Source organism: Haloarchaeobius marinus (genome assembly GCF_051207415.1).
GTDB lineage: Archaea > Halobacteriota > Halobacteria > Halobacteriales > Natrialbaceae > Haloarchaeobius.
This window is the reverse complement of the sequence record NZ_JBPKGD010000002.1, coordinates 615121-627536: the sequence shown is the minus strand read 5'-3', so window position 1 is coordinate 627536 and position 12416 is coordinate 615121. Positions and strand designations below refer to the sequence as shown.

Here is a 12416-nt window from a genome sequence, read left to right as displayed (position 1 = left end):
GTCTTTATACTCCGCGGTCGAGCGTCGCCGACACCGCCCGGTGGTCCGACGCCCTCCCGTCGCCGTGGACCGTCGCGTCCGTCACCGACCAGTCGGCCCCGGTCCAGACGTAGTCGATGCGCTTCGTCGGGTCGGCCGCCGGCCAGGTGCCGCCCGCACCGTCGCCCGTGCCGTCACCCCGGGACGCCGCCCACGCGTCGGTGAACGCATCCGAGAGAACCCGGTAGGCGGGGTCGTCCCCCGGTTCGACGTTGCAGTCGCCGAGGACGACCGACCGGGGGTCGTCCCCGACGAGGTCGACGACCCGTTCCGCCTCCTCGCCCTGCATCGCGACGGCCTCCGGGGTCCCACCCTGCTGGGTCTGGAGGTGCGTGACGACGACCGGCACGTCGCCGGCCGGGGTCTCGACGGTCGCACGCATCGCCAACCGTCGCGGCGAGTCGAACGTCGGGAGCGAGACCACCGTCGAGTCACGGATGGGCCACGCCGACAGCAGGGCGACGCCGTAACTCGCGTCGGCCGTCGGCGCGCCGTGGTCGGCGTGGTAGCCGAGTTCCTCGGCCAGCCAGCGGACCCCGTCGACGTTGCCCGAGGTGATGCGCATCCCCCCGGACTCCTGCAGGCCCACGACGCCCGCCCCGGTCTCGCGGAGCACGTCCGCGACGTCGGACAGGTTGTACTCGCCCCGGTGGCCGGCGAGGTACTGGTGGACGTTGTACGTGGCCACCGTCAGCGTCTCTGCGTCGGTGCTCGACGGGTCCTCGGCTGGACCGGCCGACCCGGTGTACTCCGGGACTGCGAGCGCGCCCATCCCGACGACGGCACCGCCGACGTTCGCGAGCGTGGTCCGCCGGTCCGGGTCTGGCACCTCGTCACCGAGGGGCGACTCTCCGAGCAGCACGGTCAGGACGGCCGCGGGGAACGTGGCGGTCACCAGCCAGAGGAACAGGCCGCCCCGACCGTGGGTCAGCGAGTCGACCGGCGCCGGCATGTACGCCCAGTTCAGCGACCTGACGAACAGGAACAGCAGCAGGACGGCGGCGACCTGCCAGGCCAGCGCGAGGCGCCAGCGCCACCGCGAGTCGCGGCCGTCGACCGCACCGCGGGCGAGCAGGCCGACGGCGAACGCCTGCACGACCCCGAGTGCGACCCCTGCCGAGCGGCCGAGCCAGAGCAGGTCCGCCATCGCGACGAGGAACCCGAGCGCGAGCACCGGCACGGTACGGTGCGAGGGGGCGCCCCGGACGGCCACGAACGCCCCGCTGACGCCGAGGCCGACGGCGGCCGCGGCCGTGGTGACCGTCGGCGAGTAGAGTCGCCACGTCGCCACCGCACCGGGTGCGGAGAGGACGGTCGCCTCGACGAACAGGAACAGTGCGACGGGGGCGACGTCGGCGTCCAGCGTCGGCACCCCGCCGTCGCGGACCAGCAGGACGAACAGCACCGAGAGCGCCGCCGCCCCGATGCCGGCCGTGAACAGCACGACCCGTCCGGTCGTGGTCGCGTACAGCGGGGCCCCCGAGAGTGCGGCGCGGGCGGCGAGCACGACCAGCAACCCGACGGCCGCACCCGGTGCCACGCTCGACGGCGCGTCGACGAGCGACACCGCGAGCAGGGGAAGCGCGACGAGTCCGACGGCGAGCGCAGCGACGGCGGCGACCATCGGGGGTGCGACGAGCGCCACCCCGAGCAGGCCCGGAATCGCGACGCCACCGGCGGCGAGCAACTGCCCCCGCCGGTCGTCGAACGCGTCGGCGACCGGTACGGTCCAGGCCGTAGCGAGCAGGAGCACCAGTCCGGCCGTGGCGTTCGGGCCGGCGGTCGTGAAGTTCAGGAGATAGATCTGTGATACGGCACGCTCGAACGATGCGACGACGGCGACGACGAGCGTCGCCACGGCGAGCGCACGGACGAGTCCGGCGAACTGACTGGTCGAGTCCGGCACTATCTCTAGCGAGTGACTAGACCACTCAAAGAAGTTACGGCCCCGGTCTCGGATGAACGTACCGTCGACCCGTTGGAAAGAAAGAGAACTGCTAAACCGGTCGCCACCCAGAGTCTACGTGTGCGACTCATCGCCCATCGTGGGTTCGCCGAGGAAGCACCGGAGAACACCCTCGCCGCCGTCGAGCACGCCGCCGCAGTCGGCGCAGACGTCGTCGAACTCGACGCGCGACGCTGCCGGACCGGCGAGGTCGTCGTCCACCACGACGAGACGGTCGACCGGGTGACCGACGGCACCGGTGCGGTCGCGGAACTCGGCCGCGACGAACTCGCGGCGCTGGACGTCCTCGGCTCTGGAGAGGGGGTCCCGACGCTGGAGGCGGTCCTCGACGCCGTTCCCCCGGACCTCGGGCTGAACGTCGAGTGCAAGGAGGTCGGCGTCGCCGACGAGGTGGCGTCCGCGCTCGCGGCCCACGACGGCGAGGCGATGGTCTCCTCGTTCGAAGCAGACGCGCTCGTCAGGGCGCGCGAAGCCGCCCCCTCGGTCCCGACGGCGTACCTCGCCGAGGGGTTGCGCGACCGGCCCGTCGCGACGGCGCGCGAACTCGACTGCGACTTCGTCCACCCGCACTACCTGCTCCCGTTCCTCTCGCGACTCGTCCCCCGCGCCCACGACGCCGACATCGAGGTGAACGTCTGGACGGTGCGTTCGCCCGCCATCGTCCGCCTGCTCTCCCTCCGTGGCGTCGACGGCGTCACCTCGGACCGGAGCGACGTGCTCGGCTGACCGGGCTCGTCGTCCCGGACGGGCCGTCGCCCCGGACGACGATGTCACCCCTCGATGACAGTGTCACCCCTCGACGACGGTGACGTCGACCGTCCGGCGTCGCGGGCCGTCGCACTCGACGACGAGCACGGACCCCCACGTCCCGAGTTCCGGGTCGCCGTCGTCGACCGGCGTGGTCACGTCACGGCCGACCAGCGTCGCGCGGAGGTGCGAGTCGGCGTTGTCGTCTATCTCGTCGTGTCGCCAGCCGTCGTCCGGAACCACGTCGGCGAGGAACGTCGCGACGTCCTCGCGCAGGCGGGATTCGGCCTCCTGGACGACCACGCCCGCCGTCGTGTGGCGGACCGAGACCGTACAGAGGCCGGTCGCGTCGTCGGGAATCGCCGACCGGACGCGGTCGGTCACGTCGACGGTGGTCAGTCGTGCGTTCGTCTCGACGGTGAAGTGTTCCCGGTGCATGGTCGACGGTTCGGTGGCCGGCAACGAGAACCTTCTTGACAGGGTAGTTCGAGGGGTGTGGTATCGAGACCGATGACACGGGGTTACACGGTCTGCTGCTGTCTCCTGCTCGTCGCCGGTGTGGTGGCCGGCGTCGGTGGGGCGACCGGCAGCCACGCCAGTGAGCCGGTGGTCGAAGACCTCGACGGTGGGGGCGGGACGGGCTGGTCGGTCCCCCACGACGTGACCGACCAGCCCGGGGACGTGGCGACGATACCAGTCGAACTGGGCGAGAACGAGACCGGGGCGACCGTCGTCCTCGGCAACGAGAGCGTCGGCTACCGGCTGGAGGTCCGCGTCGCCGACGCAGACGGCGACGGCGTCGTCCACCTCCGGTGGAACACCTACCACGCCGGCGTCGTCCGGCAGTCCGCGGTGGCGAACCGGACCGTCTCGGCGGGCCCGGACCGGGTCGTCGAGGCCCGACGAACCACGCCGAGACGGGACGCCCACGTCGGCGTCGGCCGCTTCGACGTGACCGTCCGGAACGACGCGGGGACTCCCGTGGCGAACGGCACCGTCGTCCTCGACACGGACCCCGTCCGCCGGGGGACCGTCACGGTCCTCGAGGGACCGCCGCTGGAGGACCCCGAGGCCGCGCTCTCCCGTGCCGGTCTCAGCGGCACCGTCGAGAAGGACGAGTGGCTCTTCGTCGTCGTCGAACAGCCGAGCATCCACGGCTACGTCGACAGCCTCGACGACCTCACCGGAAACGGCACCGAAGGAGCGACCGTTCGCCTCCTGACCGCCGACGACCGGACGCCGGTCTCGCTGGCGAACGCGACGTTCCTCCACTACCCTGCACGAGACGAGTTCGTGGTCGGCTTCCCGCCGAACGGGTCCGTGCTGGAGGCCGGTCGGGACTACCGCGTCGAGATGGTCGTCGCCGCGTCGAACCCCTACGCGGTGAGTCGACTCTCGACCGTGGGGCTGGTGCACGTCGCCCCCGCCGGCACCGAACCCGACCGGGCCGTCCTCGAGGTCGTCGACGTGTCCACGCCGGAGTACGTCATCGAGGGGCGAAACGCCACCTTCGAGGTCGGGGTCATCAATCGCGGCGAACGCGTCGGCGAGGGCACCGTCGTCGTCACGCTCGGCGACGTGAACGTCACCGCACCGGTCACGGTGGGGCCGCGGACCCGGGAGACGGTCACCGTCGACGTGGACACCGGTCCACTGACCGAAGGGACCGTCGAGTGGGGTGCTCGCGCAGAACCCGGGGCACAGATACTGACCGGGACGCTCTCGATTCGACTGACGAACGAGTCCCGGAACACCGACCCGACGCTCGTCCCGGGGACGCGCGACCCCGTCGGCGCGCAACCGGGGTTCGACGCGGTCGCGGCGCTCGTCGGTCTGGCTCTCGGCGTCGCTGGGCGGGTTCGGGCACGACGCTGACGAAAGCGCGACCGGTCAGGCCAGCCAGTCCTCGGGCTTGGTGTCGTAGTCCACGTCGTCGGCCGCGAGGTGTTCGACGTCCTCCCAGGGGACGTCCTCCTCCTGGAACTCCTCGCCGTCGAACCGGACGAGCTTGCCCTGCTCGGTCGGTTCCGGCTCGCGGTTGCGACGACGCGCGACCTCGCGGTCGTGGTCGGAGACCTCCTTGACGATGGTGAGGAGGTTCACCGGCCGTCCCCACAGCGCGAAGACGCGTTCGAGGGTCTGTCTGGCCTGGTGGACGTCCAGCATCACGCCGTTGTACTTGTGGCCGAGCAGCAGTTCGTTCCGGTTGTTGTAGTTGCCGTCGTACACGGCGATGGTCGGCTTGCCGAAGTTCGTGAACTGCAACAGCAGCTTCTTCTTGACGTCGTCGGCGTCCTGACTGGCGACGCGGAACTGTCCCGTCGCCTCCGAGTACTCGTAGGTGAAGTACTCGTTCTCGTCGATGAACTCCTGGGTGAGGAACTCGTCGACGAACGTCACGTCGTTGTGGCTCCGGCGCACCTCGCGCATCCGGTCCCACCCGGCGGTGAAGTCCACGTCTTCGAGCGCCTCCTCGACGGAGTCGTACACCTGGTCGTCGAACAGGTACCGGCCGATTCGCTCCAGGTCGGACTGGCTGATGCGCCCGAGGAAGCCCTGGTGCTGGCGCTTGACCAGCGAGTAGTGTCGCCGGCACAGGCCCTCGTAGGAGAGCACCTTCCAGGGGTACGCGTCGACGTCGACCTCCCCGGCCCGTGCGGCCGCCAGGCCGTCGGCGTCGAGGTATTCGTCGGGCAACTCCGCGACCGCGTCGAGGTTGTCCGAGTCGACGCGGGCGAGCGCTTCGGGCGGTTCGAGGCGCGTTCGAACCGCCGCGAAGTCCACGGTGTCCTTGAGGTTGCGCCAGGTGATGCCCTTCACGCGCAGCAGTTTGTCGACGACCTCCTTGCGGTTGGTCGTGTTCTCGATGTACTGCCATATCTCCATCCCCAGGCTGTAGGGGTTCAGCCCGGGCGACCCCAGCACCGCGGACATGTGGTCGGCGTAGTTGAGGAACTCGTCGTCGCCGGCGAACAGTTCGTCGGTCATCATCCGCGACTCCCACAGGCTCGCCCACCCCTCGTTCATTATCTTCGTCATCTTCTGCGGGGCGAAGTAGTACGCCTCGGCACGCATCATGTCCAGCACGTCGCGCTGCCACGGTTCCATCTCGACTGCCTTCTCGGCCTCGTCGTCGTACTGCTTGCCGTGGGTACGCAGGAACGCCAGTACGTCCTTCTGTGGGCTCTCCGGGAACGTCGTCGGGCCGTCCTCGTCCTCCAGTGCTTCGAGCCAGGCGTCGTCGAACACCTCCCGGCGGACCTCGTCGGAGAGGTTCAACTGCTCCAGCTGGTCGGCCAGCTTCTCCGTGTCGACGCCCTCCGGCGGTTCCTCGACGACGGAACTCACCGGCTGGTAGGGCTGGTGCTGGTCGATGTTGTCCTCGAGCGCCAGCGCGTGCTCGACCCAGCGCTCGACCTCGGCGCGCTCGATGTCGGGGTCCTGCATGTACTCCGAGATGGCCCGGGCGTGCCGTTCGAGCATCGCGGCCGCGTTGGGCGTCCCCGACGAGAACAGCTGGAACCACTCGTTGTTCGCGAAGAAGTCGGAGTGGGCCTCGACGTGGGTGATGACCGCCTTCTGGTCGGCCAGGGTGTTCGACTCCTGCAGGAAGGCGTGGGCCGGGTCGTCGTTGTTGACGATCTCGAACGCCTTGCCGCCGCTGTACTGGCCCTGCTTCTGCTGGCGGTCGTACTGCATCCCCCAGCGCCAGTGCGGGTAGCGGTGCTGGAAGCCGCCGTACGCGATGAGTTCGTTCATCTCGTCGTAGTCGACGATCCAGTAGTTCACGTCGTACGGCGACAGGCCGAGTTTCTCGGCGAGGTTGCGGGCCTCTTCGACCGGTTCTCGCAACTCGCCGGCGATGCGCTGTTTCTCGATTCTATCTGCGTTACTCATCGTCGTTCTCCGTCGATAGGATGGTGTAGATGGCGTCGGTCACGTCGTCGGGGCCGGAGACGTACGCGACGGCGACGTCGTCGCTGCCGGCGAAGTGCGACTCCACCTCCTCCGCGTGGGTCGCGTTGATAGCCGTCCCGGTCGGCTGGGTCTCGACGTAGGCGTGCAGGTTCGCCGGAATCTGCTCCATCATCGGGATGACTCGCTCTTCGGTGTCGTTCGAGGAGTTCTCGGAGTCCCCGGCCGCGAAGACGTAGCGGTTCCACTCGCTGAACGGGTATTCCTCGAGCAGTTCGGCCGCGAGTTCGTAGGCGCTCGAAATCTTCGTGCCACCGCCCGACCGGATGCCGAAGAACTCCTCGCGGTCGACCTCCCAGGCCTCGGCGTCGTGGGCGATGTAGACGAACGCGGCGTTGTCGTACTTGCCCGTCAGGTACCAGTCGAGCGGCGTGAACACGCGCTCGACGAGTTCGCGCTTCTTCTCCCGCATCGACCCGGACACGTCGCGGATGTTGACGACGACGACGTTCTTCTCCTTCTCCTCGACGACCTCCGGGTGGCGGTAGCGCTCGTCCTCGCGACGGAACGGGACGTGCTTGATGCCCTCCCGGCGGATCTTCTCGGTGACGGTCTGGCGGTCGACGTGCTCCTCGACCTCCTCGATGGAGGACCACGTCGTGCGTTCCTCGCGGGGGATGTCGGCGTAGGCGTCCTCCAGCCAGGCCATCGAGACGGGGAGGTTCTCCCCCCGCGCCCACTCGAACGCCTTGCGGGGACCCCAGCCGTCTATCTTCAGCACCTCACGGACGAAGTCCTCGTCGAAGTCCATCGTCAGCTTGCGCTTGAGACCTTCCTTGAACATGCGCTCGAAGTCGAGGGTCGAGTCGGGGCCGGACCGGGTGATGTCCGTGAACGGGCCCTCCTTCTCCTCGACGACGCGCTTGCCCTTCGGTTCGAGGTCGAGGCCGAGTTCCTCGTCGAGTTCCTCGGCGAACTCCTCGGGGTCCATCTCGTAGTACTCGTGTTCGGCCCCCTCCTCGCCGGGGTCGCCCTCCTCGCCCTCGCCAGGCTGTGGCTGGGGCTGGCCGACCGGCTGGCCGACCTCGGCGTCCCCCTGCCCGACGCCGCCCTGGTCGCGCTGGTCGTACTCGAACGACGGGAGGTCGACTATCTTGATCGGAATCCGGACCTCGTCCGCACCGCTCTTGCCGAGTTCGCCGTACTGGATGAACTCCTTGAGGTCCTCGCGGCGCTCTTCGCCGACGTCGCGGAATCGTTCGAGGTCGTCTTTCAGTCCCATTTGTACGCTATCTGCCCCATGACGTGTCTGCTGGTCAGTTCGGCCGACGCCTCGGAGTAGCCCTGCTGGGTCACCATGGCGTCGACGGTCTTCGCCTTCAGGTCGGCGGTCTCGGTCCCTCCCGGCGGGTCGTCCCACTGGCTGGGTTCGAAGTCCTCGTAGGTCCGGCGCACGTCGTCCCAGTCGTTCGACTCGAGGACCGACTTGATGACCGGGATGGCGGTCAGGTCGACGTTCTCGATGGCGAAGTCCTCGTCGCGGTGCTCCCACGCGTGGCGGTTCAGCGCCGTGATTATCTTCTCGCGGCGGAACGAGGCGACGGCCTCGGTCGGCTGGTCGCCCTCGTACTCGCCCTCGTCGAAGCGGCCGAGGTGTTCCACCTCGAACACCTTCATCTTCAGCGGGTCGGGGTCGACGTACTCGCCCCGGTCGTTGACTATCGGGTCGCCCGTCTCCCAGGCGTAGACGTGTTCGACGTACTCGGCGACGGTCGACTCGTCGACGGTGCGGTCGTGCATCATCGCGTCGACGACGTCCTGTTCCTGCCGGCCGAAGACGTGGTTCTTCACCTGGGCGACGCGGGACTCGAACTCGGTCCGTTCGCCGGTGGAGAAGACGGGCGCGTCGACCAGGTTCTCCGCCATGGCGTTCAGCACGTCGCGGGGCATGACGACCCGTTCGACGGCGAGGTCCGGGTGATGTCGGTCGGTCTCCTCGTGGAGCAGGTCCGCCAGCACGTCGCGGGTGTACGTGACCGGGATGCCGTGGCTCCCGTCGCTCGCGTCGTCCTCGAAGTCGAACTCGTCGGTCTCGCGCCTGGTGTCGCCCTCCTGCAGGTAGCCACGGTCGAAGAGGATGGCCTTGTCGACGAGGTCCAGTCCCGTCGGCAGGTCCTCGTCGTCGAGTCGGGTGACGACGCTGTAGAGCGCCGCTGCCTCGATGGCGTGCGGTGCGAACTCCCTGTCCGTGAGCGTCCCCGACGACTGCTTGACCGTGACCGATACGGGTTGGCGTATCTTCGCCTCCAGTTCGTCGTACGACCCAGCGGTCCACACCGACGTCTCGCCGGTCAACTCCCGACGGATGAGCTCCGTCTCCAGCGAGAGGTTCGTCAGGTAGGTGAACTCGTGCTTGTCGAGTCGGCGTTTGAGCGCCTTCAGCGGGTCCATCCCCTGCCGTTCGGCGTGCTGGTTCAGCGTCGCCTCGAGGTCGGGGTTCGAGATGATGAGCAACTGGGTGTCGACGTCCATCCCGATGCCCTTGTCGAGTTTGACCGTCCCCTCGTCGGGGACGTTCAGCAGTTTCTGGAGCAGGTCGGCGTGCTGTGCGGCGTCCTCGACGATGGTCAACAGGCCGTTGCCCTGCGAGAGCACGCCGTCGTAGCTGAACGCCTGCGGGTTCTTCCGACCGCGCGAGTCGAGTTTCTGGAGCATGCCGTGCATCCACGAACCGACGAGGCGCTCCTTCGGCGACCCGTCGTCCTCGCTGTGGAGGACGCCGATTCCTTGTCCGAGGTCGACGACGTAGTTCTTCACGCGCAGGTGACGACTGTCGGCGATGGCCGAGAACAGGTCCGTGTGCCCGTTGCGGCGGTAGCGCTCCTCGAGGAACTCGTACGCCTCGCGGCTGAAGGGGTCCAGGCGTTCCTCGACGCGGATGGGCACGTCGGAGTCGATCTCGTCGTTGAGCGTCGTCAGCAGGTCCTCCCGGACCGCGTCGGGGAACACCGACAGCGGGTGGACCTGCACCGGCGACTCGTACCAGTCGTTCTCGTCGTCGCCGCCGAGTTCGTCGCCGTAGCTCAGGCCGCGGCCGCCGTCCGCGGACGTGACGTTCCACTCGACGGTGTAGCGCCGCCCTTCGGACGTCTTGGAGTACTCGCGCAACCCGTTGATGAGACAGCGCTTCAACTCGGACTTGCCGGTGGCCGTCGGGCCGCCGAACCAGAGTATCTTCTCCTGCTTGCCCCGACCGGCCGCGATGGAGCGCAAGTCGTCCACGAACGAGTTGAGGACGTCCGTGTTCCCGAGGATGGCGTGTTCGCCGTCGTTGTGGGGGTCGTCGAAGAACCGGTAGCGCTCCTTCTCCTCGCCCTCCTCGACGACGGTCCGGGTCCCGGCCGCCTCGATTGCCTGGAGGAGGTACTTCGAGGCGTGGGAGGCGATCGAGGGCTGTTCGAACACCCGGTCGACGTACTCCGAGAGGTGCATCGGCTCCTCGTAGGTGTCCTCGAGCGCCCTGTCGCCGGCCGTGACGTAGTCGTCTCCTCTGCTCATCACTCTTCCATCTCTGCTTTGGCGACCTCCGCGCCAGCGAACTCGAGCACTTCCTTCGCGCCGTCGCGGGAGTAGCCCTGTTCGATGAGGGCGTCGACCCACGCGTTGCGCTCGTCGTCGTCGGTCTCGTTGGCGCTGACGAGGGCGCTGAAGTTGATGTTGTGTTTCTTGTCCTCCCAGAGCTTGCGTTCCAGCGCCCGGCGGAGGCGCTCGTTGTCCTGCGGGCTGAACGTGTCGCCCTCACGGGCCCGGCGGGAGACCCAGTTCGAGACCTCCTGGCGGAAGTCGTTCTTCCGGTCCTCGGGGATGTTCAGGTTCTCCTCGATGGAGCGCATGAACTTCTCGTCGGGTTCCTGCTCCCGGCCGGTGATGTCGTCCTCGATGGTGTCGTCGTCGATGTACGCCATGACGTGGTCCATGTACTTCTCGCCCTGGCGGCGGATCTCGTCGATGTCGTACGCCAGCGCGTGCCGGACGTCCTCGATGGCACGGGCCTTGTACTCCTCGCGGACGAGTTCGAGGTAGCGGTAGTACGTCTCGAAGTTCTCCTCCGGGATGGAGCCGTGGTGTTCGAGGTTGCCCTCGAAGAAGTTGAACACCGTCAGCGGCGAGAGGAAGCCGCGAGCCCGGTGCTTGGAGTCCATGATGGCCTCGGCGATTTCGTCCCCGATGAAGCGGGGCGAGACGCCCTCCATGCCCTCGCCGATCTCGGCCTTCGTCTCGGCCTCCTCGCGGAGCTTCTTGACGTCGATGTCGTCGCCGTCGTCTATCTCCCCGTTGTAGGCCTTGGCCTTCTGGATCATCTCGACCGTCTCGGTGTCGGGTTCCTCGATGCGGGTGAGGACGGCGAACAGCCCGGCCATCTCGAGCGTGTGAGGCTCGACGTTGATGTCGGGGACGTCGGCGTTGTTCAGCATCTTCCGGTAGATGTCGGCCTCCTCCTCGTAGCCGAGCACGTAGGGGAAGTCGATGCGCTTGGTCCGGTCGTTGAACGCCTCCATCTTCTCGTCGCCCTTCTTGTCCTTGTACTCGGGCATGTTCGTCCGGCCGACGATGACCTGGTCGATGTCGATCCGGGGGTTGTTCTTCGGCTTGATGGTCATCTCCTGGGTGGCGTGCAGGAAGTCGTAGAGGAACTCGCGCTGGAGCTTCAACAGCTCCTCCCCCGAGAAGATGCCCCGGTTGGCGTTACAGAACGCGCCGGAGTAGTCGAAGGCGCGTGGGTCGGACTCCCCGTAGATCGCGATCTTCGAGTAGTTGACGTCGCCGGTCAGTTCGGTCTCGTCCTGGTTCTTCTTGTCCTTCGGTTCGAACGTCTCCAGGCACTGGCGCTTGTTCTCGTCGGCGACGAGTCGGATGACCTCGACGTGGTTCTGGAGGACCGCCTCGAGGTCGTCGTCGTACTCCTCGAGCAGGCGGTCCATGTAGAACTCGGACTCGGGGTCCAGTGACTGCTCGTTCCGGATGGTGTAGGGCGCCTCGTGGCGCTCGTTGATGTCCTCGATGACCGTCTGGCGCTGCCTGTGCGGGAGTAGCACGAGGGGGTCCTGGTTCATCGGCGACCGGACGACGTCGTCGGCGGGGTCCTGGTCGCGGACGACGTCGCAGAGGTTCGTCCACCGGAACGTGTACATTCGACCGTCGTCGCGGAGGGTGTAGTCCTCGAAGTACTGCCGGACCATCCGGTCGAAGTGGGACTTGCCGGACCCCACCGGTCCGAGCAGGAGTTTGATACGTCGTTCGGGACCGAGCCCTCGCGCCCCCGATTTCACCTTGTTGATGAACTCGTGTATCGACTGGTGGATGACGTTGCCGTAGAAGGTGTTCTCTCCGTCGTTGAGCGGGTCTTCGGTGGCGAGTTTGTACTTGACGATTCCCTCCTGTTCGTCGTACTCGGTACCGTAGAAGTCGAACATGTCCGCGACCCGCTGGTGGGCGTTTCGCGCGACGAGGGGGTCCTCGTACAGTTCGTCGAGGTACCACTCGAACGACTTCGTCTCGCGCAGGTCGGCGGGTATCGACTCCTTGTAATCGGTGCTCAGTTCCGCTAGTGATTCTCTGGTCTCGTTCATGCTATCACGGACAGGGGGGTCGCGGTCGCGCGGTGGCGCACGCCGGGCCGTCGTGCGCCGTTCCTCACGACCGGCGACTTGCTCGGTGAATCCCCGCCGCCCACGACTGGTGCTGCGGC

General features: G+C 67.7%; 8 protein-coding genes. 2 read left to right on the top strand and 6 right to left on the bottom strand.

Features of this window, described 5'->3' with window-relative positions; all coding sequences use genetic code 11:
• Positions 1–4: 4 nt before the first annotated feature.
• Entirely contained in the window at positions 5–1945 is a 1941-nt protein-coding gene (locus ACSC1W_RS09225) for an endonuclease/exonuclease/phosphatase family protein (protein ID WP_435346870.1), read from the bottom strand.
• A 120-nt stretch (positions 1946–2065) separates the two neighbouring features.
• Between ACSC1W_RS09225 and ACSC1W_RS09220 the strand changes: the two genes are divergently transcribed.
• Positions 2066–2731 (top strand): glycerophosphodiester phosphodiesterase, encoded by a 666-nt coding sequence (locus ACSC1W_RS09220; protein WP_435346868.1) that lies wholly within the window; start codon positions 2066–2068, stop codon positions 2729–2731.
• 63 nt (positions 2732–2794) lie between these two features.
• Here ACSC1W_RS09220 and ACSC1W_RS09215 read toward each other — a convergent pair whose 3' ends face one another.
• A complete protein-coding gene (locus tag ACSC1W_RS09215) occupies positions 2795–3190 on the bottom strand; it encodes a secondary thiamine-phosphate synthase enzyme YjbQ (RefSeq protein ID WP_435346866.1) in 396 nt (131 codons plus the stop codon).
• Positions 3191–3262: 72 nt separating this feature from the next.
• On the opposite strand from ACSC1W_RS09215, the gene ACSC1W_RS09210 reads away from it, so the two are divergent.
• On the top strand, positions 3263–4627 hold the full coding sequence (locus ACSC1W_RS09210) for a DUF7827 domain-containing protein (RefSeq protein WP_435346864.1): 1365 nt from the start codon (positions 3263–3265) through the stop codon (positions 4625–4627).
• A 15-nt stretch (positions 4628–4642) separates the two neighbouring features.
• Here the strand turns inward: ACSC1W_RS09210 and ACSC1W_RS09205 are convergent, their stop codons facing one another.
• From ACSC1W_RS09205 to ACSC1W_RS09190, 4 genes are read right to left on the bottom strand one after another with little or no spacing between them, the layout of a single operon-like run.
• Positions 4643–6649, bottom strand: coding sequence for a SpoVR family protein (locus ACSC1W_RS09205; RefSeq protein ID WP_435346862.1), 2007 nt, complete (start codon positions 6647–6649; stop codon positions 4643–4645).
• Positions 6642–7949 carry a YeaH/YhbH family protein gene (locus tag ACSC1W_RS09200; RefSeq protein WP_435346861.1) on the bottom strand — a complete coding sequence of 436 codons (1308 nt, stop codon included), beginning with the start codon at positions 7947–7949 and terminating at the stop codon, positions 6642–6644. Before ACSC1W_RS09200 ends, ACSC1W_RS09205 begins: the two co-directional genes overlap by 8 nt.
• On the bottom strand, positions 7940–10225 hold the full coding sequence (locus tag ACSC1W_RS09195; protein ID WP_435346859.1) for a PrkA family serine protein kinase: 2286 nt from the start codon (positions 10223–10225) through the stop codon (positions 7940–7942). The genes ACSC1W_RS09200 and ACSC1W_RS09195 overlap by 10 nt, the downstream gene beginning before the upstream one ends.
• Complete coding sequence (locus ACSC1W_RS09190; protein ID WP_435346857.1) at positions 10225–12297, bottom strand: PrkA family serine protein kinase; 2073 nt, start codon at positions 12295–12297, stop codon at positions 10225–10227. The genes ACSC1W_RS09195 and ACSC1W_RS09190 overlap by 1 nt, the downstream gene beginning before the upstream one ends.
• Between the last annotated feature and the right edge of the window lie 119 nt (positions 12298–12416).